Below are 25503 nucleotides of genomic sequence, written 5' to 3'. Positions count from 1 at the left end.
GACCGACCGCTACATCATCCGGTGGTGCAGATTGGCCAGGATGATAAGCGTGCCGGACACCATCAGGACCACGATGAGAGTCGAGAACAGGATCAATTGAAGATCGTCGCGGGCCGATTTCCGCAAGGTGATGTGCAGGAAGAAGCGGAACTGGACCACCATCTGGACCAGCGCCAGGCCGAGCACGATCGCCAGCGTGGTGCTCGCGGCAGCCACAGGCCAGCGCACCGCGGCGAACGCCGCGCAGGTCAACAGCAGCGCCAGGCCATAGCCGATCGCGTAGGAGCGAATCTCATCCCGTTTGCTATCGTTCGGTTCGCTCACCGGATCAGCCCCTGAAGATAGACCACGGAGAAAATCGCGATCCACACGATATCGAGAAAATGCCAGAACAGCCCGAGCCGCAGGATGTTGATCTTCACCCGGGCATCCAGACCGAACACCATCACCTGGACGATCATCACCACGATCCAGATGCTCCCGAACAAGACGTGCAGGCCGTGCAGCGGCACCAGCGCGAAGAACGACGACAGATAGCCGCTGCGGGTCGGATAGGCTCCGTCGCCGAACATCGTCGCGAAATCGTTCAGCTCCATGCCCAGAAAGGCCAGTCCAAGCAGCAGCGTCACCACCAACCAGCCGATCAGCTGGCCGCGATGCGCGCCGTGCTTCATGGCAACCGACGCCATGCCGAAGGTGAAGCTGCTGGTGAGCAGGATCAGCGTTTCGATAAAGACCGGGACGATCTTGTACTCGCCAGCCGGGGTCGGGCCGCCGACCGTGGCGGACAACATCACCCCATAGGTCGCAAACAGCAACGCGAACATCACCGCGTCGCTCATCAGGAATACCCAGAAGCCGAATATCGCGCTGCCGGCCTCGTCATGCGTCGCTTCGTCGGTGTCGCCGAGATTGAGGCCGGCATGTTTGACTTCGTTCGAACTCATCCGGTCACCTCCGCCAGCCCCTGGTTTGCGGAGGTCATCTCGATTTCCCGCGGAATCGGCGTCGCCGCCGCCACCGCCTGCAGCCAGCGTGTCTCGGTGCGCGCGACCTCCTCGGCGGGAATGATCTTACTGACGTCGCGAGCGAAGCTGCGCGCGATCACGGTCGCGACGATCGTCAGGACACCGGCGATCGCCAGCCACCAGATATGCCAGACCAGGCCGAACGCCGTCGCCGCACCCACCACCCCGAGCACCGGGCCGACCATCGTGTTGCGCGGAAGTTCGATGTCTTCGTAGGATGGCGCCGGCGCATAGGGATCGGCCAAGGAGCGCTTGCGTCGGTAAAACGGGTCACGCGCCTCGACGTGCGGAATCGTAGCAAAATTATATTCCGGCGGCGGCGCCGAGGTCGACCATTCCAGGCCGCGCCCGTCCCACGGATCGCCGGCGACCACGCGATTGGCATCGCGGTCGCGAATGCTGACCCACAGCTGCACGAACAGCGACATCAGCGCGGCCAGCAGCACCAGCGCGCCAAGACCAGCGACATAGAGCCATGGCCGGAATTCCGGATCGAACATCCCCTGGGTCCGCCGCGCCACGCCGGCGGCGCCCAGCACATAAAGCGGCGTGAACGCCAGATAGAAGCCGATCACCCAACAGCCAAAGGACATCCGCCCCCATCTCTCGTTGAGCCGGAAGCCGAACGCCTTTGGAAACCAGTAGTGATAGGCCGCGAGCATGCCATAGAGCAGCCCCGGGATCAGCATATTGTGGAAATGCGCCACCAGGAACAGAGTATTGTGGACCAGGTAATCGAGCGGCGGAAAGGCCAGGATAATTCCCGTCAAGCCGCCCAGCACGAAGGTCATCATGAAGGCGAGCGAGTACAGCATCGGCACGGTGAAGCGCACATGGCCGCGAAACATCGTCCAGATCCAATCATAGATCTTCACCCCGGTGGGCACGCCGATCGTCATCGTGGCGATGCCGAACGCCGCGTTGATATTGGCGCTCTGTCCCATGGTGAAGAAATGATGCAGCCAGACCGTGAACGACAGCACGGCGATCGCCATGGTGGCCAGCACCAACGAGGTGTAGCCGTACAGCTCCTTGCTGGAGAAGTTGGAGACGACCTCGGAATAGACCCCGAAGGCCGGCAGGATCAGGATGTAGACTTCGGGATGACCGAACAGCCAGAACAGATTGGCATAGTTCATCATATTGCCGCCGAAATCATTGGTGAAGAAGTGGAAGCCGAGATAGCGATCGAGCGCCAGCAGCGCGGTCGCCACCGTCAGGGGCGGCATCGCGAAGATCATCAGGATGCTGGTGCACAGCGCCGTCCACGCGAACAGCGGCATCCGCATCAAATCCATGCCCGGGCAGCGCATCTTGTAGATGGTGACGGCGAAATTGAGCCCGGTGAGCGTCGAGCCGAGCGAGCCGAGCGTCACCGCCCAGATCCAATAGTCGGGTCCGACATCGGGACTGAAGGCGAGCTCTGTATAGGGCGGATAGCCGCTCCAGCCGCCGGTTGAGAACCGCCCGATCACGAGCGAGACCATCATCAGGCCGGCGGCGCCGCCGGTCAGCCACAGGCTGATCGAATTCAGCAGCGGGAACGACACGTCGCGGGCCCCGATCTGCAGCGGCAGGACATAGTTGATGACGCCGGTGAGAAACGGCATCGCCATGAAAAAGATCATGATGCTGCCATGCGTGCTGAACAGCTGCGCGAAATGATCCGGCGCGATGAAGCCGGAATCCTGGATCGCCGCGGCCTGCTGCATCCGCATCAGCACCGCCTCGATCAGCGCGCGGCTGAGCATGACGAAGGCCAGCACGATATACATGATGCCGATCTTCTTGTGATCGAGGCTGGTGAACCATTCCGACCACAGATAGCGCCACTTGCCGAACCAGGTGATCAGCGCCACGACGACGACGGCGCCGACGATCACCATCAGCGCCGCACCGGCGCCGATGATCTCGCTGGCGGTGGGGTGCTCCCACGCGCGGACGAAGGGCAGCGCATCCCAATTGAAGCGGCCCAGCATGGCGGGCCAGATCCCTGCGGTCACGATCTCGGCTCCCGGGACTGTTTGAGAATGCGCTGGAACAAGCCCTCCGGCACCGACGAGAAATCGATCGGCGCCGGCGGAGTCGATTTTTCAAACAGCTCCGCATAGGCAGAGGCGTCGAGCGGATGGGAAGCCGCCTGCACGTCGGCCAGCCAGCGCTCGAAATCGTCCGCAGCAAACGCGGTCACATCGAATTTCTGATTCTGAAAACCCTCCCCGTTGAACTGGGTGTTCTCGCCGCGAAATATCCCAGCCTCGGACGCGGCGAGGTTGAGCTGGGTGGTCATCCCCGCCATCGCGTAGATCTGACCGCCAAGTCGGGGGATCATCAGGGACTGCATCACGGTGCCGCTGGTCAGGCTGATATGAACGGGCCGGCCAACCGGAATCACCAATTTGTCGAGCAGCGCTACATGTTGGTCCGGATAGATGAACAGCCATTTCCAGTCGAATCCGACGGCCTGAATCTCGAGCGCCGGCTGGTTGGACGCGATCGGCCGGTAGGGATCGAGCCGTTGCGTGTAGTGCCACATCACGAAGGACAGGCCGATGACGATGGCGATCGGCGGGATCCAGATCAGGCCCTCGAGCGGCCAGGAAAAGACCCATTGCGGCCTGAACGCACTGTGCTTGTTCGACAGGCGATAGTGCCAGGCGATGATCGGGGTCAGCAGCAGCACCGGGCCGGCGACGAAGATCAACACGGCCCCGACGATCAGATAAAGATGCCACTGACTTTCGGCGATCGGCCCCGCATGGTTCATCACGCCGCGCTCGAGCACCCCGCATCCACCCAGCAGCAAGGGCAGCATCGCGACAACAATAATCCGAACGCACGATGCTGGGATCCGCCGGCCCGCCGGAATACCGGACCAAAGAGACAAGGCTGTGTTGATCACACTGAGACTGGCCTTTTACTGAGATTTGCAGATGGCCGGCTTTGGTGGCGGCTTCATGGTGAACCCGATCGACTGATCCGGGTTCCTTCGAATTGACCACGTTGCCAATTTATCGCCGATCGCGGTCGCCGCCAAGCACAGCGCCCCGCCCCCAACGCCGCGATGCTTGTGCTGGCAGCGGCGGAGCGACCGCGCGATCACTCCGCGGCCTTCTGCGCCATGAAGGCGCGCCAGCCGCCGAATGACGAAATATCGCGGGCGCCCTCGACCGCCGCGGCCTCGACCAGAAAACCCTGGACGCTGTCGCCATCATCCAGCACGATGGTGCCGATCGACAGCGGCGCCGGAATGGCCGCGACGAATTTGCCGAATGCCGCCACCGACAGCGACCACAATTCAAGCGCGATGCTCGCCCCGGCGCCCGGCGCGACCCGCAGCATGCCAGGCTTCGGCGGCGTGGTGCCGTCCAGCGCATAAAGCTTGTAGTCCGGCGCGGTCGCAGCAGGGCGCAGCAAGCGAGCGCCGAGCGCCCGCAGCTCGCCATTGAGCGCCATGCCGGACAGATGCGCGCCGACCACGGCGATCGGGATTTCGTCGGCTTGCGGCGCGGGTGACACCGCCGCGAGCGATGGCTGCGGCAGTCCCCGGCCCCCCATCGTCAGCCCGGTATCGGCATGAAACACCCGGCCGATGCTGGCGAGCTGCGCATCGCGCCCGGCCGGCGCCAGCAGCGTGACGCCGAACGGAATGCCGTCGGCCCGCATCGCCGCAGGCAACGCCAACCCGCAGAGATCGAGCAGATTGACGAAATTGGTGTAGGTGCCGAGCCGGCTGTTGAGTTCGATCGGGTTGGCCAGCACTTGTGCGGTGGTGTAGGCGGTCGGCGCGGTCGGCAGCACCAGGGCGTCGATCGCCGCGAAGGCGCGATCGGCATGCTTGCGCAGCGCCTGCAGCCTATATAGCGCCGCGAAGGTGTCGGCCGCCGACAGATCGGCGCCCGCCATGGTGATCTCGCGGGTCACCGGATGCACCGCGTCGGGCGCGGAGGCCAGGAGGTTGCGGATCACCAGATAGCGCTCGGCCACCCACGGCCCGTCATAGAGCAGCCGCGCGGTCTCGTAGAGCGGCTCGAGATCGAACTCGACCAGCGTCGCGCCGAGCGCGGTCCAGCGCTGCATTGCCGCCTCATAGGCCTGCTCCGAAACCTTGTCGCCGAAGAACAGCAATTGCCCGTTGCGCGGAATGCCGAGCCGGAGCTGAGCGGGAAAACCGCCGAGCGGCGCCAGCGGGCGGGCGCGCGAATAAGGATCGTCGGCGTCCGGCCCGGCGATCGCGCCGAGCGCGGTGATGGCGTCGTCGACCGTCAGCGACAAGATCGAGACGCAGTCCAGTGTCCGGCACGCCGGCACCACGCCGGCGGTCGAGATCAGCCCGAGGCTCGGCTTCAGCCCGACGATGTTGTTGAGCATCGCCGGAACCCGGCCCGAGCCCGCGGTATCGGTGCCGAGCGCCAGCGGCACCAGGCCGGCCGACACCGCGACCGCCGATCCCGAACTCGATCCGCCCGGGACCAGGTCGGCGCGCACCGCATTGCGCGGAATGCCGTAGGGCGAGCGCACACCAACCAGGCCGGTGGCGAATTGATCGAGATTGGTCTTGCCGATCACGATGGCGCCGGCGGCGCGCAGCCGGGCCACGACGCCGGCGTCACGCGCCGGCAGATAGGAAAACGCCGGACAGGCCGCGGTGGTCGGCAAGCCCAGCACGTCGATATTGTCTTTCACCGCAACGGGAACGCCGTAGAGCGGCAGCTGCGCCGGATCCCTGCCCGCCAGCGCCACGGCCTCGACCAGCGCCTCGGCCTCGTCGCGCAATGCGATGAACACGGCCGGATCGTCATAAGCGCGAATCCGCTGATAGCTGCGCGCCACGGTCTGCGCCGGCGTCAGGGTTCCGGCACGATGCGCGGCAACAATCGCTTCGACGGTTTCAGGCACGAATTCGCTCCAGGGCCGATACTGCAATCCGAATTGTCCGAGCCAACCGGGCCGTATCTCAGGCACAGCAAGCTGTCTCCGGATCAGAAATTAAGGGCCACTTTGCCCAATCGGGCCGGCCCGAACAAGGGCGGTGGACGCAGCATAGGACGCATGCACAAGCGCGGTCACGACCATAGGCCGTATGGCGCGCCTGAGCGCGAAAAGCGACCGCCTGGTGGCGTCTGGGCCGTATGCGATGGCTGCAAGCCATGCGGAGCGAGATCGCACATCGGCGGAATCCTCAGATCGCCGATCGTGATGCTCGATTTTTCCGATCGTGGCTGTATGGTCGCGCGGTTGATCAGGGAGGATTCGAATGGCCCGCAGAGCGGTGGTCGGCGTGATCGGGAATTCACATCTCGTCGAAAATCGATATGCGGTCCAGCATGTCGGGGAACGCAACCTGCGCGCGGTGGACGAGGTGGCCGACGCCTTTCCGGTGATGTTCGCCGGCATGGACGACCTCACCGATGTCGATGAGCTGCTCGCGCTGGTCGATGGCATCCTGCTGACGGGCGCCCGCGCCAATGTTCATCCCGCCCATTTCAACACCGAACCAGATCCCCGTCACGAGCCCTATGACAATGCCCGCGACCTGCTGGCGCTGAAGCTGGTGCGGACCTGCGTCGAGCGCGGCGTGCCGCTGTTTGGAATCTGCCGGGGATTTCAGGAGATGAACGTCGCCTTTGGCGGCTCGCTGCATCCCGAGATTCGCGACTTGCCGGGGCGGATGAATCACCGGATGCCGCGGCTGGCGAATGGCGAGATTCATCCGGACGCCGAAGTTGTGTTCGCCGATCGCCACGAGGTCCGTCTGTTGAAGGGCGGCCTGTTCGCCGAATTGCTCGGACGCGACGTGATCAAGGTCAACTCGCTGCATGGCCAGGGCATCCTCAACCCCGGCGAACGGGTGGTGATCGAGGGCGTCGCCGAAGACAGCACGATCGAGGCGATCCGGATCGCCGACGCCGCGGGGTTCGCGCTCGGCGTGCAATGGCATGCGGAATACGATCCGCAACGCAACCCGATCAACCGCGCATTGTTTCAGAAGTTCGGCGAAGCGCTGCGCAGTTACAGGGACAGCAAATAGCGCGGCCTGCGCCGCCCCCGGCAGAGCTGCCGCGCCCTGCCGCTCTCAATGCGACATTTCCGGTTCGACGATCCACGCCGGCGTTTGCTGACCGCAGCGACGGACCGCCTCGAACAATTCCGTCGGCTGGATCGGCTTGGTCACATAGTCGTTCATCCCGGCCGCCAGATAGGTTTCGCGCTGGCCGGCAAAGGCATTGGCGGTGAGCGCGATGATCGGAATGTTCCGCTGCGGTCCGGGCAAGGCCCGGATCGCCTTCGTCGCCGAAATGCCGTCCATCTCCGGCATCTGCACGTCCATCAGGATCAGGTCATAGGCCTTCTGCTGAACCGCGGCGACCGCGAGCTTGCCGTTGCCGACAATGTCGGCGCTATAGCCGCGCTTACCCAACAGCGTCGAAACCAGACTGGCGATGATCGGACTATCCTCGGCGAGCAGGATATGCAGGAACAGGTCTCCGTCAACCACCAGCTCGATCGCCTTGCTAATGACCGCTGGGGCTTCGCCAAGCTTGCCCTGGACGACGAACCAGAACGTGCTGCCCTGATCATAGCCGCTGCGGACTCCGATCGATCCACTCATCATTTCGCAGAGCTGCTTGCAGATCGCCAGGCCGAGACCGGAGCCGCCATATTTGCGCGACACCGAGGTGTCGGCCTGAACGAACGGATTGAACAGCTTGGCTTGCACCTCCGGTGGAATGCCGATCCCGCTGTCGGCGACCTCGATGCGCAGCTCAATGTTTCCATCGCCGAGGTCGCGATGTGAGGCCGAGACTGTAACGAAGCCGTGTTCGGTGAATTTGATGGCGTTGTTGACGAGGTTCAGGATGATCTGCCGAATCCGGCTCGGATCGCCGATCATCCATTTCGGCAGATCGGGCGCGAGAATCTCGTTGATCCGCAGATCCCGCTCCTCGGCCCTCGCCGTCATGAAGGACACCGCGCCACCGATCAGATGCTCGACATCGAAATTGATCGCTTCCGGCTTCACCTCGCCGGCTTCCAGCTTGGAGAAGTCGAGAATGTCGTTGGTCACGCTGAGCAGGCCGGCCGCGGATTCCTTGGCCAGCGCCGCGTAGCGTCTTTGTTCCTCGGTCAACGACGTATCGCGCAGCAGGTCGATCATCCCGACCATGCCGCTCATCGGCGTGCGGATCTCATGGCTCATGATCGCCAGGAAGTCGGACTTGGCGCGGCTGGCCGCCTCGGCCGCTTCCTTGGCGATGGTCAGATCCGCCGAGGTCTGCACCAGCTCGCGCTTTTGCGCCTCCAGATCGATGCGGACCCTTTCGAGATCATCGACCTTCTGCTCCAGCGCCCTTTCAATCTTCTTGAAATCGGTGATGTCGGTGCGCAGTCCGGCAAGGCCGCCGTCCGACGTCCTGTAGTTCACCATCCTGATCCAGCGGCCATTCGCGTAATAACGTTCGAGCGGCTGCTCCACCGTCTTGTGCCAGGCCAAGGTACGCTCAATCCAGGCCTCCCAATCCAGCCCGTCGGTATCGATGCCATCCAGACCATTGTCGTAGGCGGCGCGCAGGATCTCCTCGAAGCTGCGCCCCGGACTCATCAATCTCGCCAAGGCAGGAAACATATCGCGAAAATGGCTGTTCGCCGCCACGAACCTGTCGTCCTTGTCGTAAAGCACGAAGCCTTGGGAGATCGATTCGATGGCATCGGACAGCAAGTGCTGGGACGCCAGCGCCGCTTCCTCCGCCTGCTTGCGTTCGGTGATGTCTTGCACGATGCCAAACAGGCCGATGACGCTCCCGTCGGAATCCAGCCGGGGATCCGCCTCCATGCGCACCCACCGGACGCTGTGATCCGGTCGGACCCAGCGATGTTCAACGCTCAGGTGCCCCGTCCGATTGTCGTATTTTTCAAGCAATGCCAGAAACTGCTGACGGTCATCGGGATGAATAAGCGAGATCACGGTTTCCAGCGGCACAGCCGCGGCCGGCTCCAATCCGGCGATCTCGAACAATTGCGGAGACCATGCCGCGTTGCTGCCGGCGGCGTCCGCAATCCAATGGCCGAGTTTGCCGACACGCTGCGCGTCGAGCAGCAGCTGCCGGCTGCGCGCAATTTTGCGATTCTGCCGAGCCAAAAGAAATTCGGATTGGCGGCCGCGGCGTATCCGTCGCGCCAAGGCGTATAGCAGCATCAAGACACCTGCCACGGCGCCGAACGCGCCGAACAGCAAGATCGCCGCGTCTTCACGCCAGGAGGCAAGCATCGCGTCCTTGGTCACCGCGGCCGCAATGGTAAGCGGAAAGTTGTTGACCCGTTTCAGCGCCACATAGCGAACCACCCCGTCGAGCCCGACGGTGATTGCGAAATCGTCGTTCCTGATCGCGGCCTTGACCTTCTCGTCAGTCGTTGCGAGGCGCCGACCGAACATGCTCTCATCGACCGGGTAACGCGCCAGCAAGGCGCCGTCGCTCCTGATCAGCGACGTCGAACCGCCCTGCTCGAACGACACGGCCTTATAGAGCTGCTCCAGATGGTTGAGCTTCATGGCGGCCTGAACCACGCCGAGAAACTGCCCCTCGCGGTCATTGATGCGGCGAGCCACATAGATCGTCCATAATCCGTCCAGCTTGCTCACCACCGGCTGAGAGATGAAAATCTGGCCATCATCATGTTCGCGCAAATGGCGGAATTGCTCGCGACCCGCGACTGACATCACCGGCGTCGGCCATGACCGCGAGGTGCTGACCAACTCGCCGGCGGCGTTGGCAATGATGATGTTGGTGACTTGCGACAGGTGGGACGCCCGATCGGCAAGGATCCGGTGGACCGGGCGGATATCCTTGTCCGATCGGAAATTCTCCGGGGTGTCGAGCCGCTGCTCCGAGAGGTGCTCGACCACGTCATTGAGCACCAACACCACCGACTGAAACGATCGGGAGGTCTGTTCCGCGGTCACGAGAACGATCTTCGACAGGCTGTCCTTGGTCTCCCGCTCGACCCGCTGGCGCAAGGTCCAGATATTGAAGACGGCGGCGACGACCATCAGCACCACCAACAGGGTGGCGGCAGCGATCATCGGAAACTTCCCCTCCCGCTCCTCCAGTTCTGCATCGACCTCGGGCTCGAAATCATCCGGTGTCAGGCTCACGATCCGCCATGCTCCTGCATCGTGACGCCGGCTACCCCCTTCAATGCCGCCGTGGTCCGGTCCAACGTCTCGATCAGGGCCGGCATCCGATGTTGGATCGTCTCGATCGACGGCAGCTCCAATTCGATCTCGCGGGCGATCGCCGCCAGACCCGATGCGCCGAACGTGCTTGCACAGCCCTTGAGCAGGTGGGCCGCGCGCTTGGCCTGCGCGACGTCGTTCGAGTCCAATGCGACGGAGATCGCGGCGAGCGACTGCGCGGCCGCAGGTGGCAGCGCGGCTAGCATCGCGAACAAATCATCCGGACCGATCGCATCCCGCAGCATTCCGATCTGCGCCTCGTCGAACAGCCCGTCGTCCGTTTGGCCGGTCGTCATTGCTGCTGCTCCAACACCAAGGCACCGGCCTGGCCGGGCGACAGCGTCTCCCAGTCGTCGTCAAACAGCGACCGCTCACCCGGGCTCTCGCAGCTCGGAACGCGACGATCGATACAAATAATGGTGGTGTCGTCAGGCAGCGCACTCTCAGGACCGATCCCCGCGACGTTGCAGACCAGCTCGATGACCTCATGGGGGGTCAATTCCGGATCCGCCACCGAGATCGCACCCAGCAGCCCATCGTCACCGATCCGGTCGCCATAATCGTCGGGGAATTCCGGCAGGCCGTCGCTGAACAGCAGCAAACGCGACTCCGGCGTGAACGGCCGTTCGTGCAGATCGTATTGCACGCCCCGCGCGACGCCCAGCGGCACGCCGTTGGCCTCCGCAAATTCCGACGGTCCGTCGCGGCCCGTGGTGACGATCGGCGGCGGCGCCCCCGCCGAAACATAGCGCAGCAGGTCCGCTTCGCTATCGATCACGACGTAGAGAAAGGTTGCAAACTGGCCGGGCGGCAGCAGCCGCGCCAGCCGTTCGTTGAGCATCGTCACCAGCTCGACCGGCTCGCCGTGCAACGCCCGGTATTCGTGGATCAGCGCGTGCAGCCGAAACGTATTCAGCGCCGCGGTGACGCCGTGGCCGGCAAAATCTGCGAGGAATATGCCGAAGACGCCTGCGCTGATCGGCAGCAGCCCCCAGAGGTCGCCGCCGATTTCGGACGACGGACGGGCATAGCAGCCGATCCGCAGCCCCGCCTCGTGGGCGATTTCCTGCTGCAGCAACGGCCCCGGCAGCAATTCGGCTTGCATGCGCTGGGCGGCCTCCAGCTCCTGCGATGTCCGACCGCGATAGTCGCGCAATTCGCGCAACAGCGTCTGACGCTCCAGATGCACCGCGACGCGCGAGATCAGCTCCGCAGGATTGATCGGCTTCGACAGGAAGTCGGACACCCCCGCCATGAACAAGGTGCCCATTTCCTTGCGGTCGACCGTGGCGGTCTGCGCAAGGATCGCCATGTCGATCAGCTCGGGCCGCTGGCGCACCCGTTCGACAACTTCCAGGCCGCTGAGATCCGGCATCTGCATGTCGAGCAGCACCAGATCGGGCCGGAAGCTGTCGATCTGCTCCAGCGCCGAAATCCCGCCGTCTGCGAATCGGAGGTTGCGAAATTGATGCTTCTTCAGGATCGCCTCGAGCAACCGGCACGACAGCGGGTCGTCGTCGACGATCAGGATCTTCGACACGAAAATGCTCTTGCTGGTTCGTGTTCGAACCACGCTTTCGCCGCCCGATTTTCTGTCGACCGATTGGTTCATAGATGGAATCCCAGCCTGATCACGGTGCCCCCGCGCAGCAGGGCCAGACGGTCGCAGAACGCCTCGAGGATCATCAGCCCCCTGCCGCTGCCGATATGGCCGGAGGCCATCCATTCCTCCGACGTCGGCAGCTGTTTTCTGTCGAAGCCATTGCCGCTGTCGCGCACGATGATGATGAGATGGTGGCTGTTCCAGATCGCGTCGATCCGCAATGCGCTCAGCGCCACCTGCGGCGTCAACAGCAGCTCCTCGATCGTCGCGTGGGTCTTGTCCATCCCGGCAAGATCATCGCGCAAAGCGGAGTCGAGCCCGAGATTGCCATGCAGCACCGCGTTCATCACCGCTTCCTGCAGCGCCGTATGCGCCCGCTCCCGGACGTCCGCAGACAGTTCGATCCGCTCCGCGATCGCATCGACGAACGGCTTGGCCACCATGCAACGATAGGCCGAGCGCGTCGTCAGCACCAATCCCAAGTGTCGGCAGACCGCGCGCGGGCGCGACTGCCATTTCTGTGAAACGATCAGATGGTGCTCGACGCAGACCCTCGCCGGCGGCAGCAGCGACAACGCCAGCGACGTTTCCGCCAGCCCGTCCCAGCATACGGTACTGGATTCGAGTTCTGCCGTTGCTATCTCGGGGTCAGCGACTGTCGCCATCGCGCTACGCCTCCACGGAAAACAGCGTGTCGAACTTGGTCAATGCGAACATCCGCCCGACCTGCCCCTTGGCGCCGCGCAGCACCAGCGTCCGGTTCGTCTTGCGGGCCTCCTCGCGCGCGATCAACAACATTCCGAGGCCGGCCGAATCGATGAATTCGAGGTCCGCAAGCTCGATCACGATGGTCTTGCCGGTGGAGGCGCCCAGACGGTCCGCGACCTCGCGAAATGCCTGATGATCGACGAAAGTGAGTTCGCCGGTGAGGGACACCGTGGCATCGCTGCCCTTGAATACGAAGCGCATTTGACTCTCCCTAAAATAGTTCGACTGATCCGCCGTGTGCCGGTTCGCTTTCCGCCAAGGACTGCTCGGGCAATGGCGACGTGTGCCCATCGACAACCTGCGCGATGAACCGCTCGCGCACCTCGCTCAACGTGTAACGATCGAGCAATTTCCTGACCCATTCCATGTCGGCCGGCTGTAATTCGGACAGCTCCGGCACCAGGGCCACGGTGCTGGATTTGACTTCCTCGACGGCCTCGCCGATCACGTTCAGCGTCTCGACCACGTGTTCGAGCCGCTGCTTGGTCCGATCCTGGAACTGAATCCCGGTCACCATGCCGTCGACCACGCCGGAGATGATCTCGGCCTCGCTGATCGCGCTGTCGACGGTGGTCTTCAGTTGCGCGCTACGCTTGGCCAGCGCGCCGATCAGCAAATCGAGGCGGTCCTTGGCGAGGATATTGTCCGACATGTCGATGGTCGCGACGCGACGCAAGGTCTCCTGGCCGGAGGTCAATCCTTCGCGGACCAGCTTGAGCTCGGTGTTCATCGTCGCCGCGAGCGAGTCGGTGGCCTTCGACAATTCGCGCACCTCATTGGCGACGACGCGAAATGCGTTGCCGGCCTCGCCGGCCCGCTCGGCTTCGATCCGGGCGTTCAGCGCCAGCATGTTGGTGGTGCGGTTGATCTGCTCGAGCCGTACCATGCAGGCGTCGACCCGCTTGACGTTGATGCCGAGCGAGTCGAGCGCATAGACCATCGACATCGAATCCTTCGACAGCATCAGGATTTTCGAGACGACGTCGGTCAGCGTCTGCTCCAGCAACGAGCCGATATCCTGAACGGCGAAATTCTGGTTCTCGAACTCCACCACCTGCGCCAGACTGGTGAGGCTCTGGACTCGCTCGGTCTGCTGCTGCGCGCTGACCGCGAGGGTCTGAAACTTCTGGCTGAGCTGGTCCGCCTCGGTCTCGACGAAGCCTGAGGTCTGGCTGATTTCGGCGGTCAGGACCTTGATGATCCGCTGTTGCATCTCCGCCAGCGACATCCAGCTTCGCAACAGCGCATCGTGGTCGGTGGCGACGGACTCGCACGGCTCCGCGGCCGGCGGCGGCAGCGCCATCTCGACGGGCGCGGAGCGCTTTTTCTTCATTGCGAGCATGTCACACCCGCACGCCGCGGCCCGCCAAAGCCTCGCAATTCTGCAGCACCTGCTGGGCGATTTTCCGGATCGGCAGTTCGATCTCGACCGCCCCGCAATCGAACGCCGCCTTCGGCATGCCGTAAACCACGCAGCTCGCTTCATCCTGCCCGATCGTGGAGGCGCCGGCTCGGCGCATTTCCAACATTCCCTGCGCGCCGTCGGAGCCCATGCCGGTCAGCATGATGCCGACCGCATTGGCGCCGGCCGCCTTCGCCACCGAGCGGAACAGCACGTCGACCGACGGCCGATGTCCGGACACCGGCGGCTGGCTGCCGATCCGGCACACATAGTTGGCGCCCGAGCGCGCCAATTCCATATGGAAGCCGCCGGGCGCGATGTAGACGTGGCCCGGCAACACCCGCTCGCCGTCCTTGGCCTGGCTCACGGTCACCGCGCAGAACTGGTCGAGCCGATTGGCGAAACCAGCCGTGAAGGCAGCCGGCATGTGCTGGGTCACGAGAATCGCCGGCGAATCCGCCGGAAACGCGGTGAGCAATTCCTGCAACGCCTCGACGCCGCCGGTCGACGCGCCGACCGCGATCACCTTCTCGGACGAGCTGTAGTGCTGGCCGGTGCCGAGGCGCGCCATCGGCGCCCTGTCTGGCGAGGCCACCCGGACTTTTGCCTTGGCCGCAACCTTCACGACTGCGATGATCTCGTCCTTCAGCGCCTGGAAGCCTTCGCTCAAGCCGATCATCGGCTTGGCGATGTAATCCACCGCGCCCATCGCCAGCGCCCGCAGCGCCGCGTCGGCGCCCTTCTGGGTCAGCGACGAAATCATCACCACCGGCATCGGCCGCAACGCCATGATCCTCTCGAGGAACGCCAATCCGTCCATCCGCGGCATCTCGATATCGAGGGTGATCAGATCGGGATTGAGCGCCTTGATCATTTCCCTGGCAACGATCGGGTCCGGCGCGGCGCCCACCACCAGGATAGTCGGGTCGCTCGACAGCAATTCGGTGAGCACCTGCCGGACGAAGGCCGAGTCATCAACGATGAGTACGCGAATGGGCTGCATGGTCGACCTCAAAACAGTTCCGCCGAACCCGCCACGGGTTCGACCTGGATTTTTGATTTGTAGTTGCGCTCGCTGCGGACCACCGCTTCCTCCTCGGTGCGTTGCAATTCGAGCAGCATGACCCTGCCGGTGGCCGGGAAATAATGGACGCGGCGCGGCAGGTTACCCCGCAGGTGATGGGCGGCGATCGGCAGATTCTCCGCGCCGAGATAACTCTCGACGAACTCCGCGTTGCGGTGGCCGATATTGGTGGTCCCGCGCATCACATTGCCGCCGCCAAACACCTTGATTTCCAGACGTTGGCGCGAGCCGCCCCGGGCCAGGATATCGTTGATCAGGCGTTCCATCGCGACGTTGCCGTAACGCATCGTATCCGACGCGGTGTCCCAGCCGGCGCCCGCGGCTTCCGGCAACATGAAGTGATTCATGCCCCCGACATTGGCGAGCGGATCTCTGATGCAGGCCGCGACACAGGAGCCCAGGATGGTGACGAGCATTTCGTCGGCGACCGCGGTCACATAGTGCTCACCGGGAAACACCTTGACCGCAGTCGCGTCGAACCGCGGATCGCGATAGCGCCGCACGCCGGACTGCGTCGCGGCGTCGCCTGCGGGCTTGACCCCGTGGATGCGCGAATGCCGGCTCATGACGTCCTGCGATAGATTGTGCGCCCGACCAGGCTGAACCGATTGGTGACGTTGAGCAGGCTCTCGGAATGGCCGATGAACAGCCAGCCATCGGGCCGCAGCAATTCGGCATAGCGATCGAACAACGTGCGTTGCGTCGGCTTGTCGAAATAGATCACCACATTCCTGCAAAAGATCACATCGAACGGGCCGCTCATCGGCCATTTTTCCAGCAGGTTCAGCGGAGCGAAGCTGATCAGCGAGCGGACTTCGTCGTTGATCCGGAATCGCCCGTCATCTTCCACCGTGACGTAACGCTTGCGATAGGCGGCCGGGATCGTCTCGAGCCGATCGGCGTCATAAAGCCCGGTGGCGGCGTGGCTGACGACGTTGGTGTCGAGATCCGTGGCGAGGATCTTGGCGTCCCAGTCCGCCAGCGACGGCCGGAATTCCCGCAGCATCATCGCCAGCGTGTGCGGCTCCTCCCCGGTCGAGCAGCCGGCCGACCAGATCCGCAGCCGGCCGGGCTTGTTGCCGTATGGGGCTGCGATGGTCGGCAACACCGTTTTGGTGAGGTAGTCGAAATGATGCTCCTCGCGGAAGAAGCTGGTATGGTTGGTGGTCACCGCGTTGATCAGCATGTGACGTTCGTCTTCGCCGGCGCGGCTCTCCAGCAGGCGGCAGTACTGGCTGAAATCCTCCAGGCCCAGGATCCGCAGCCGTCGACCGAGCCGCCCGTGAATGAAGGCGCGCTTCTTTTCGCTCAAGACGATTCCGGTCTTCTCCATCACCAGATTGGCGATCTTGCGGAAGTCGCCGTCCTGAAGAACATAGTCCTGCTGCACGAAACTCTCCTCACCACGGTCGCCTGATGCGCCGGTTCATCGCGATGAACCGGCGCCAATGCCTCGCCTAGAACTGCTTCCAGTCGGTATCGCCGCCCGCCGCAACGCGACGTCGCACCGGCTCCTCCTCGACCCGCTGCTGTCTGGAACTCTCGCCGCCATGGGCCGACGGCCGCGACCGGATCGCCGATACCGGTTCCTTGGCCGAGCGCAGCGTCCGATCGACGACCGGATTGCCGGTCGGCCTCATGCCGCCCTTTGCCGGCGCGTGGTGACTACCCTCGAAGCCTTCCGACAGCAGGAACTGACTCACCATCTCCGACATCGAGTTGGTCTGGTCTTCCATCGATTTGGCAGCCGCGGCCGCTTCCTCGACCAGCGCGGCATTTTGCTGCGTGACCTTGTCCATCTGGGTGACGGCGTTGTTCACCTGTTCGATGCCGCCACGCTGCTCCTGCGAGGCCGCGGAGATCTCCGCCATGATGTCGGTCACGCGCTTCACCGACTGCACGATCTCTTCCATGGTCTTGCCGGCGGTATCGACCAGGCGCGAGCCGGATTCCACCTTGGAGACCGAATCCGAGATCAGCCCCTTGATCTCCTTGGCGGCGTTGGCGCTGCGCTGAGCCAGGTTGCGGACTTCGGCGGCGACCACCGCAAAGCCGCGCCCCTGATCGCCGGCGCGCGCGGCTTCCACCGCCGCGTTGAGCGCCAGGATGTTGGTCTGGAACGCGATCTCGTCGATCACGCCGATGATGTCGGCGATCTTGCGGCTCGCATGGGTGATGCCGTCCATGGTCTGCACCACTTCGGCCACCACCGAACCGCCCTTCAACGCGACGTCCGAGGCCGACGAGGCGAGCTTGTTGGCCTGCTGGGCGTTTTCCGCATTCTGCCTGACCGTATTGGTCAGCTCCTCCATGCTGGCTGCGGTCTCTTCCAGACTGGCGGCCTGTTCTTCGGTGCGTTGCGACAGATCGGTGTTGCCGGTGGCGATCTCGCGCGCTGCCGTGGTGAGCGTGTGCGAGGTCTCGGAAATTTCGCCGATCATCGTCGACATGGTGTCGAGCAGGCCATTGACGCCCTCGCACAGCTGCGCGATCTCACCGGTCTTGCCTTCCAGCGGGACGCGGTGGCGCAGATCGTTCTCCTTCGCCGCGTTGACGACGTCCTGGGTCTGCTGCACGGCGGCCTGCAGCGCTTCGGTCGCCTTGACCTGTAGGGTGATATCGGTGGCGTATTTCACCACCTTGAAGGGCTTGCCGTCCGGACCGATGATCGGATTGTAGCTGGCCTGGATCCAGACTTCCTTGCCGCCCTTGCCGACCCGCTTGTACTGCCCGGCGTCGTATTCACCGCGGCCGAGCTTGTCCCAGAACATCCGGTAGTCGGTGCTCTGCCGATAGGCCGGCTCGACGAGCAGCGAGTGGTGTTGCCCGACCAATTCGGCGGAAACGTAGCCCATCGTATTCAGGAAGTTGTCATTGGCGCGCAGCACCTTGCCGTCGAGCGTGAACTCGATCACGGCCTGGGCCTTGTTGACGGCTTCGATCTGACCGCTGAAATCGGCGTTCTTGACGGTTTGAGCCGTGATGTCGGTGGCGTATTTCACCACCTTGTAGGGCTTGCCGTCGGGGCCGAGGATCGGGTTGTAGCTCGCCTCGAGCCAGATTTCCCGGCCGCCCTTGCCAAATCGCCTGTACTGGCCGGCATCATATTCGCCGCGTCCGAGCTTGTCCCAGAACATGCGATAATCGGGACTGCCGCGATACAATGGATCGACGAACATCGAGTGGTGCTGACCGACCAGCTCCGCCGCCGCGTAGCCGACCGCGTTCAGGAAGTTATCGTTGGCCTTCAGGATCGTGCCGTCGAGGCCGAACTCGATCACCGCCTGCGACTTGTTGACCGCGGCGATCTGACCACTGACATCGGCATTCTTGATCACGCGCTGGGTAATGTCGGTCGCGTATTTCACCACACCGATGGGCTTGCCGTCGGCACCCATGAATGGATTGTAGCTCGCTTCGAGCCAGATTTCCTTGCCGCCATTGCCGATGCGCTTGTACTCGCCGGAATCGTGCTCGCCGCGGCCGAGCTTTTCCCAGAACGCGCGATATTCCGCACTGCTGCGATAGGCCGGGTCGACCAGCATCGAATGATGCCGCCCCTTGATGTCGTCCAACGCATAGCCAAAGACGGTGAGGAAGTTGGTATTGGCTTCCATGATCGTGCCGTCCAACGCGAATTCGATCATGGCCTGCGAACGGCTGATGGCATCGACGATGCTGCGCCATTTGCGATCGGCGCCCGACGATGGCGTCGCTGAACTCACCGCGGCGGGCTTTGCCTTCTTCTTGCTGGCTTTGACGGGCGCGGGCTTTGCCACATCCAGATCGTCCTGGGCGTCCAATTCGTGCATCATGACGGTGTCCTCGATTGTTTTGGATAGCGATTCAATTGACTGGAACGCTCGGATCAGGCGGCCTTCGACGTCGCGGCATCGCCCTTGAAGTGTCGCTTGCTGGCTTCGGCGGAATTCCCGAAAAGCCCAGCCAGCGAGACCAGCGTGACCATCCGGTTATCGATCGCCACCAATCCTTCGAGGAACTGATCCTCGGTCGGGAGTCCCATTTCGGGCACCGGCCGGATCGCCTTCGGATCGATCGAGATGATGTCGGACACGGTATCGACCAGCAGCCCGATGGTCCGCGTACCGGCCGCGACGATGATCACCACATGCATGCTGGTGGGGACGGTGAGGCCGACTCCGAACCGCGCGCGCAGGTCGAAGATCGGCACGATGACGCCGCGCAAATTGATCACGCCGCGGACATGAACCGGCGCGTTCGGAATCATCGTGGTGTCGGTCCAGCCCTTGATCTCGCGGACCACCATGATGTCGATGCCGTATTCCTCGGCTCCGAGCGTGAAGGTGATGAATTGCTGCCGATTCTCGCCACCCGGCGGCGCATCGAGATCGTCCTGAGCGAAACCGGCGATCGACGTCTGATCAGGCTGCATGGGTGATCTCCTCTCGCGGCGCGCTGATAGCGACCGGGTGAATGGGGGATGGCTTTTCGGGTCGCGGTTCGGCATCGATCTCGCGGAGCCGGGCGATGTCCAAAATGAGCGCCACCCGGCCGTTGCCGAGGATGGTGGCGCCGCTGATGCCGTCGACCGGGTCGTAATTGGCCTCCAGGCTCTTCACTACGACCTGCTGCTGGCCGAGCAGTTCGTCGACCATCACGCCGACGCGGCCGGCGCTTTCGCTTTGCACCACGATTACGATGCCGCTGCACGGATCGGCGATCGCCCCGGCGACGTCGAAGCATTTGTGCAGCGGGATCAGCGGCAGATACTCGCCGCGCAGCGCCAACACATCGCCGCGGCCGACCACCGGGTGAATGTCGGCCGGTCGCGGGCGCAGGCTTTCGATGATCGCGGTGAGCGGGATGATGAAGGTCTCCTTGCCGACCGACACCACCATGCCGTCGACGACGGCGAGCGTCAGCGGCAGCGACAGCGTGAAGCGGGAGCCGGCGCCAAACCGCGAATGCACGGTGATGCGGCCGCCGAGCGACTGCACGTTGCGCTTGACCACATCCATGCCGACGCCGCGGCCGGAAATATTCGAGACCACCTCGGCGGTGGAAAACGACGGCAGGAAGATCAGATTGTCGACCTCCTCGTCGCTGAGCGACGCGCCGGGCGCCACCAAGCCGCGATCCCGCGCCTTGGCCAGCACCTTCTCGCGGTTGATGCCGCGGCCGTCGTCCGAGACCTCGATGACGATGCGCCCGCTGCGTTGCGCGGCCGACAGATGAATGGTGCCCTGGCGCGGCTTGCCGGCCGCGACCCGGTCATCCGGCCCCTCGATGCCGTGATCGAGCGCGTTGCGGATCATATGCGTCAGCGGATCGTTGAGCTGCTCGATGACGGTCTTGTCGATTTCGGTCATTTCCCCGGCGGTGACGATGCGCACCTCTTTGCCGAGCGTGGCTGCGAGATCGCGCACCACCCGCGGCATCCGGGCGAACACCGATTTGACCGGCTGGGCGCGGATCGCCATCACGCTTTCCTGCAATTCGCGCGCGCTTTGCGCCAGCGCCTCGATGCCCTGGATCAAAGCCGGATAGTGATCGGCCGGCAGCAGCGTGCCCTGCTCGGTGAGCATCGCCTGGGTGATGACCAGTTCGCCGACCAGATTGACCAGCCGGTCGACCTTGTCGACATCCACGCGGATCGATTGCGTCGCCGTCGGCGCCGCGGCGGCGGGCTCGGCGACCTTGACGGCAACCGCCGCGACCGGGCCCACCGGCGGCGCGGCGGCCGCGGCCGGCGCCGGCGCCTCGACGTCGAGCGGCGTCACCTGCAGCTCGCAATCGTCCTCGACGAATTCGAATACTTCGTGAATGGCGCTCTGCGGCGCGCCGGTGTCGAGAATGAACGTCCAGCTCAGATAGGCAGCCTCCGGGTCGAGCGCCGCAAGCACCGGCACGCACGAACAATCGACCTCGACACTGACGCCGCCGAGTCGGCGCAATTGCCGCACCAGCAACAGCGGCTCGTTGGCCTTCTGCAGCATTTCGGTGTGAGGCGTGAAAGCGATCCGATAACGCCGCTCGCCGGTGACTTCGGGGCCGCCTGCGTCGAGCGGTGGCGCTCCATCGGTTTCGGCCGGACCATCCCCCGCGCCCGCCAGCACCTCTTCCATCGCGGCGACGATCTCGGCACCGAAACCGGCGTCCAGCGCCTGCTCGGTCCGCGCGGCGTTGACGATATCGGCGAGCGCATCGCTGGCGCGCAGCAGCAGCTGCACGATCTCCGGCCCCGACGACACCTTCTGCTCGCGCATGGCGTCGAGCAGGCTCTCGAAGACATGGGAGAACGCGACCAGCTCGGCGAAGCCGAACGCACCGGCACCGCCCTTGATCGAATGAACCGAACGGAAGATGGCGTGCAAAATCTCGGCATCGCCGCTGCCGTTCGAGAGCAGATCGAGATTCGTCTGCAACGCATCGAGCAGTTCGGTGCATTCCTCGAAATAGGTCTTGCGAAACTGCGCGAGCGGATATCCCTCGCCTTCCTGGTTCATGGACATACGCGTTGAACCAGTTCGATCAATTTTTCCGGGCTGAACGGCTTGACCAGCCAGCCGGTCGCGCCGGCGGCCTTGCCGTCGGCCTTCTTGGTCCCGTCGCTTTCCGTGGTCAGGATCAGGATCGGGACCGCGCGATGCGACGAGGCCGCCCGCACGTTCTTGATCAACGAGATGCCGTCCATGTTCGGCATGTTGAGATCGGTGATGATCAGGTCGAATTTGGATGCGCCAAGCACCACCAGCGCGGCCTTGCCGTCCTCGGCCTCGGCGACATCAAATCCGGCTCTTTTCAGGGTGAACGCCACCATGTCCCGCATGGTCTTGGAGTCGTCGACCGTCAGTATTCGCTTCGCCATTTCACATCACCCAATTCTTGAATTCGGCTCGCAACCCGAGATCGTCGATCGCCGCTCGAAACGCCTCGGAGGCGTTGACGATCTGCAATTCCGATCCGGCTGCGTCGGCGGCGCGCCCGGCCGCCAGCAACACTTGCACGGAGGGCGTCGACATCCGTTCGACCGCGGCGGCATCCAGCACCACGGCGCCCTGCGCCAGCAATTGGATCAGGTCGTCCCTCAGACCATTGGCCTGCGGCAGATCGAGCATTTGCGGCAGGCATTTCGCATCCGAATCTGGAGAGGAAAAAATTGTCACGACGATTGCCCCTTGCCCAATTACGCTCGTCTGCCTCACCTGCCCGCAGCCGACGAAGATTTGCCGCCTGCGAGAAATCGCTGAGCGCCATTCCTTTCACGCGGCACGTGTGATGGGGCGCCTCATCCGTTATCGACACTGGCCGCAATGCAGACGAGTGGCGCTGATTATCGAGATCGCAATCTGGCCCGAACTTGTTGGCGAGTAGTTAACTTCGTTGATCGTACAACTACGAGCACGTAGTCCGTTACATTTATCGCGATTCAACAATTCGGATTCCGCAATCTCATCAACCGTCAGATAGACCAGATCACGTATTACTACGTATCAAGCCGTCGGCCACATCTGACTCATTGACGAATCGGATCGTAGCGACGATTCCCCCGTGCTGACATTCGGGCTTGCATCCCCACGAGTCATCCGCTCCCGATCGCTGACGCCTCGTACTGATACGGGGCACATTCGATTCACCCGCGAAAACACCTCCTAACGGATCATTTCCGCGGATAATAACGCAATATTCGGTTATCTCCGTCATCGAGAGGGCAGCGGAGCGGAGTACACGATTTGTCGCAGTCACATCAAAGCACAGAATCGGAGTCGATCGCGGAAACCAGCATCGCGGCGCCCGCCGCGCTACCGGCCACGCCGGGCGGCAAGTTCCTGTGGATCATCCTGAGCGGCGCGTTGATGATCGCCGTTTTGACAATCAGCACCACCTTCGTCATCGACACCTTTCGACAACGGGAGATTTCCGACCATCAACGCGAACTTGGCAACACCGTTTCGCTGCTGGCCAGCCATTTTGATCAGCAGTTCGATGATTATGTCGGTGGCCAGGAATTGCTCAGCGTGCGATTGCGGATTTCCGACATTGCTTCACCCGAAGAATTCCGGCGACGACTTTCAGGTGCCGATACGCAGCAATTGCTGAGGACCGAGGCTGGGAAATCCGGATCAGATGTCATTGTCCTGTTCGATTCAGATGGCACGATGATCAATATATCGGAAAGCGGCCCGCTTCCCGTGATCAACGTCGCGGATCGCGGCTATTTCAGCGCGTTCAAAACGAACTCCACATCGGAGACGACATTGGTGGAGGCTCTTCGCAGCCGCCTCACGCGCAAGCCCATCGCGCTGCTGGCGCGCGGTCTGCGCAACGCCCATGGCGATTTTCTCGGGATCATGACGAAACGTATCGACATCTACAAATTCGAAAAATTCCTAGAAACCTTGCAATTAGGCAACGGCACGACCGTCACGATGGCTCATCTCGACGGCAATCTGCTCGCGCATTTTCCCCGTATCGACGAATTGGTCGGCAAGAATCTCGGCGCCAACTTCCGAAGGGCCGCGGCGACCGCTGATCATGAGACCACGTTACGGAGAGCCCAGGTAGACGGCGTGGATAGCCTGATAGCTTCGCGCAGGATACGCAGCTTCCCGATCGTCATCATTGCCACAACGACGACCGACGCGGCGCTGACGGAGTGGCGGGAACAAACAAAGCTTCTGGTGGTGGTCGCCGGCCTGCTGGCGCTGGTGATCGTCGCGATATTCCTGATGATCGGACGGCGGCTGGCCCACGAGCGCAAGTTGTCCGAGGAAAAGCTGGCGCTGGGCAGACAAAGACTCAATACCGCCCTGACCAACATGTCGCAGGGACTAAGCCTGTACGACGCCGACATGAGGCTGGTGATCTGCAATTCCCGATTCCGCGACTTCTACGGCCTCGACGATTTGCAGGTCGGACCGGGAACAAGTCATGACGAATTAATTCAGCACCTCGAGGCGATCGGTGGCAGTTTTGACATTCCGGTCGATCGACGTGCGCCGCTCGATTCGACCGGACAGAGCCATATCTGCCGCCTTGCCGACGGCCGTGCGCTCGAAATCCGGCGAATGCCGACGCCCGATGGCGGCTGGGTCTCGACGCATGAGGACATCAGCGAGCGCGAGCGCGCCGCACGGGTGTTGGCCGAGCGGCTCCAGGACCTGGTTCAGGCCCGCAATCGGCTTGAAGCGCAAAAGCGCGAACTGACCGCGACCGCGGATGCACTCGGCGTCGCCAAGGATGCCGCCGAGGCGGCGAGTCGGGCCAAGTCGAATTTCCTGGCGATGATGAGCCATGAGATTCGCACGCCGATGGCGGGCATGATGGGGATGATCGAATTATTGTGCGGCACGGCGCTCGACGCCGAGCAACAGGAGCTCGCCTCCGTGGCGCAGGAATCCGCCCGCAACCTCCTCACCGTCGTCAACAACATCCTGGATTTCTCCAAGCTCGAGGCCGGGCAGCTCACGCCGGAATCGATCGATTTCAGCGTCCGGCAATCAATCAACGCCATCGGCATGCTACTCGGGCCGAAGGCGCGCGAGCGCGGCCTGCGGCTCGAGACCACGGTGAGCGACGACATGCCGGCGTGGCTGAAGGGCGATCCCGGCCGATTGGGGCAGATCCTGCTCAATCTGGTCGGCAATGCGATCAAGTTCACCGAGCAGGGTTCGGTGCGCGTCGTGGCGTCGCAACAGCCGTCGCCCGATGGATCCATCGAACTACGTATCGAGGTGATCGACAGCGGCGCCGGCATTCCGCGCGATGTTCAAGCCACGCTGTTCAAGCCGTTCACCCAGGCCGACAGCTCGGTGTCACGGAAATATGGCGGCACCGGCCTTGGTCTGGCGATCTGCCGTCAGCTCTGCCGCACCATGGGAGGCGCCATCGGGGTCAACAGCGAGCCCGGCCATGGCAGCACATTCTGGTTCACGCTGCAGTGCCAGCTCGGCGAACGGCCGCCAATCGTCGAACCGCCGCTGCAGCCGAGCATCGATGCCGCCAGCAGCCCGCTCAAAATCCTGGTGGCCGAGGACGATGCGATCATTCGCAAGCTGATCTTCAAGCTGTTGTCGCGCCGCGGATATCAACCTGACGTGGTGGGCAACGGCAAGGTTGCCGTCGCAGCCGTGCAACAGAAATCCTACGATCTCGTCCTCATGGACATGCAGATGCCGGTGATGGACGGAATGACAGCGGCGACGGCGATCCGCGCGCTGGATGGACCGGAACGCAACATCCCGATCGTCGCGCTGACCGCCAACGCGTTGGTCGGCCAGCGCGAAATCTGCCTCGCCGCGGGCATGACCAGCTTCCTGACCAAGCCGATCCAGCCGGACGCCCTGTATGCGGAGATCATTCGCTGGACCCGCGGCAATGCCGACGCGGCCAGCTGCTGAC

Annotated in this window: 22 protein-coding genes; 2 read left to right on the top strand and 20 right to left on the bottom strand. The window is 63.3% G+C overall.

Annotation, left to right across the window (positions count from 1 at the left end):
* Positions 1–9 precede the first annotated feature (9 nt).
* The 5 genes from RBJ75_RS27470 to atzF all read right to left on the bottom strand — a co-directional run bounded on the left by RBJ75_RS27470 (position 10) and on the right by atzF (position 5927).
* On the bottom strand, positions 10–324 hold the full coding sequence (locus RBJ75_RS27470) for a cytochrome o ubiquinol/quinol oxidase subunit IV (protein ID WP_044405844.1): 315 nt from the start codon (positions 322–324) through the stop codon (positions 10–12).
* Entirely contained in the window at positions 321–947 is a 627-nt protein-coding gene (locus RBJ75_RS27465; protein ID WP_044405846.1) for a cytochrome c oxidase subunit 3, read from the bottom strand. Before RBJ75_RS27465 ends, RBJ75_RS27470 begins: the two co-directional genes overlap by 4 nt.
* A complete protein-coding gene (locus RBJ75_RS27460; RefSeq protein ID WP_044405848.1) occupies positions 944–3007 on the bottom strand; it encodes a cbb3-type cytochrome c oxidase subunit I in 2064 nt (687 codons plus the stop codon). The genes RBJ75_RS27465 and RBJ75_RS27460 overlap by 4 nt, the downstream gene beginning before the upstream one ends.
* Positions 3008–3027: 20 nt before the next feature.
* A complete protein-coding gene (locus RBJ75_RS27455) occupies positions 3028–3843 on the bottom strand; it encodes a ubiquinol oxidase subunit II (protein ID WP_044405850.1) in 816 nt (271 codons plus the stop codon).
* Between the two features lie 284 nt (positions 3844–4127).
* Positions 4128–5927 (bottom strand): allophanate hydrolase, encoded by a 1800-nt coding sequence (gene atzF, locus RBJ75_RS27450; protein WP_044405862.1) that lies wholly within the window; start codon positions 5925–5927, stop codon positions 4128–4130.
* Positions 5928–6285: 358 nt separating this feature from the next.
* Here atzF and RBJ75_RS27445 point away from each other — a divergent pair, with 358 nt between their 5' ends.
* A complete protein-coding gene (locus RBJ75_RS27445; RefSeq protein WP_044405851.1) occupies positions 6286–7059 on the top strand; it encodes a gamma-glutamyl-gamma-aminobutyrate hydrolase family protein in 774 nt (257 codons plus the stop codon).
* A 45-nt stretch (positions 7060–7104) separates the two neighbouring features.
* Here RBJ75_RS27445 and RBJ75_RS27440 read toward each other — a convergent pair whose 3' ends face one another.
* The 15 genes from RBJ75_RS27440 to RBJ75_RS27370 all read right to left on the bottom strand — a co-directional run bounded on the left by RBJ75_RS27440 (position 7105) and on the right by RBJ75_RS27370 (position 22996).
* Complete coding sequence (locus RBJ75_RS27440) at positions 7105–10182, bottom strand: ATP-binding protein (protein ID WP_052628814.1); 3078 nt, start codon at positions 10180–10182, stop codon at positions 7105–7107.
* Complete coding sequence (locus RBJ75_RS27435; protein ID WP_044405852.1) at positions 10179–10559, bottom strand: Hpt domain-containing protein; 381 nt, start codon at positions 10557–10559, stop codon at positions 10179–10181. Before RBJ75_RS27435 ends, RBJ75_RS27440 begins: the two co-directional genes overlap by 4 nt.
* A complete protein-coding gene (locus RBJ75_RS27430) occupies positions 10556–11875 on the bottom strand; it encodes a PP2C family protein-serine/threonine phosphatase (RefSeq protein ID WP_080900869.1) in 1320 nt (439 codons plus the stop codon). The genes RBJ75_RS27435 and RBJ75_RS27430 overlap by 4 nt, the downstream gene beginning before the upstream one ends.
* A complete protein-coding gene (locus RBJ75_RS27425; protein WP_044405853.1) occupies positions 11872–12531 on the bottom strand; it encodes an ATP-binding protein in 660 nt (219 codons plus the stop codon). Before RBJ75_RS27425 ends, RBJ75_RS27430 begins: the two co-directional genes overlap by 4 nt.
* A 4-nt stretch (positions 12532–12535) precedes the next feature.
* Positions 12536–12835, bottom strand: coding sequence for an STAS domain-containing protein (locus RBJ75_RS27420; RefSeq protein WP_044405854.1), 300 nt, complete (start codon positions 12833–12835; stop codon positions 12536–12538).
* 10 nt (positions 12836–12845) lie between these two features.
* Positions 12846–13967, bottom strand: coding sequence for a methyl-accepting chemotaxis protein (locus RBJ75_RS27415; RefSeq protein ID WP_234707312.1), 1122 nt, complete (start codon positions 13965–13967; stop codon positions 12846–12848).
* Between the two features lie 10 nt (positions 13968–13977).
* Positions 13978–15039: a chemotaxis response regulator protein-glutamate methylesterase gene (locus tag RBJ75_RS27410; RefSeq protein ID WP_044405856.1), complete on the bottom strand. Its 1062-nt coding sequence runs from the start codon at positions 15037–15039 to the stop codon at positions 13978–13980.
* A gap of 8 nt (positions 15040–15047) precedes the next feature.
* Positions 15048–15686: a chemoreceptor glutamine deamidase CheD gene (gene cheD / locus RBJ75_RS27405; protein WP_080900871.1), complete on the bottom strand. Its 639-nt coding sequence runs from the start codon at positions 15684–15686 to the stop codon at positions 15048–15050.
* Complete coding sequence (locus RBJ75_RS27400) at positions 15683–16510, bottom strand: CheR family methyltransferase (protein ID WP_044405858.1); 828 nt, start codon at positions 16508–16510, stop codon at positions 15683–15685. The genes cheD and RBJ75_RS27400 overlap by 4 nt, the downstream gene beginning before the upstream one ends.
* Positions 16511–16577: 67 nt before the next feature.
* On the bottom strand, positions 16578–18935 hold the full coding sequence (locus RBJ75_RS27395) for a methyl-accepting chemotaxis protein (RefSeq protein ID WP_044405860.1): 2358 nt from the start codon (positions 18933–18935) through the stop codon (positions 16578–16580).
* A 53-nt stretch (positions 18936–18988) separates the two neighbouring features.
* Positions 18989–19534, bottom strand: coding sequence for a chemotaxis protein CheW (locus RBJ75_RS27390; RefSeq protein ID WP_080900873.1), 546 nt, complete (start codon positions 19532–19534; stop codon positions 18989–18991).
* Entirely contained in the window at positions 19524–21608 is a 2085-nt protein-coding gene (locus RBJ75_RS27385) for a chemotaxis protein CheA (RefSeq protein ID WP_276156310.1), read from the bottom strand. The genes RBJ75_RS27390 and RBJ75_RS27385 overlap by 11 nt, the downstream gene beginning before the upstream one ends.
* Positions 21605–21970 carry a response regulator gene (locus RBJ75_RS27380; protein WP_044408454.1) on the bottom strand — a complete coding sequence of 122 codons (366 nt, stop codon included), beginning with the start codon at positions 21968–21970 and terminating at the stop codon, positions 21605–21607. Before RBJ75_RS27380 ends, RBJ75_RS27385 begins: the two co-directional genes overlap by 4 nt.
* Position 21971: 1 nt before the next feature.
* Positions 21972–22268 (bottom strand): STAS domain-containing protein, encoded by a 297-nt coding sequence (locus tag RBJ75_RS27375; RefSeq protein WP_234707355.1) that lies wholly within the window; start codon positions 22266–22268, stop codon positions 21972–21974.
* Positions 22269–22849: 581 nt separating this feature from the next.
* On the bottom strand, positions 22850–22996 hold the full coding sequence (locus tag RBJ75_RS27370; protein WP_317528571.1) for a hypothetical protein: 147 nt from the start codon (positions 22994–22996) through the stop codon (positions 22850–22852).
* Between RBJ75_RS27370 and RBJ75_RS27365 the strand changes: the two genes are divergently transcribed.
* Entirely contained in the window at positions 22959–25502 is a 2544-nt protein-coding gene (locus RBJ75_RS27365; protein ID WP_044408456.1) for an ATP-binding protein, read from the top strand. The genes RBJ75_RS27370 and RBJ75_RS27365 overlap by 38 nt on opposite strands.
* Position 25503 lies beyond the last annotated feature (1 nt).

The sequence above is a fragment of the Rhodopseudomonas sp. BAL398 genome, assembly GCF_033001325.1.
Taxonomy (GTDB): domain Bacteria; phylum Pseudomonadota; class Alphaproteobacteria; order Rhizobiales; family Xanthobacteraceae; genus JARJEH01.
The sequence above is the reverse complement of the archived record's forward strand: the minus strand, read 5'-3'. Positions and strand labels throughout refer to the sequence as shown.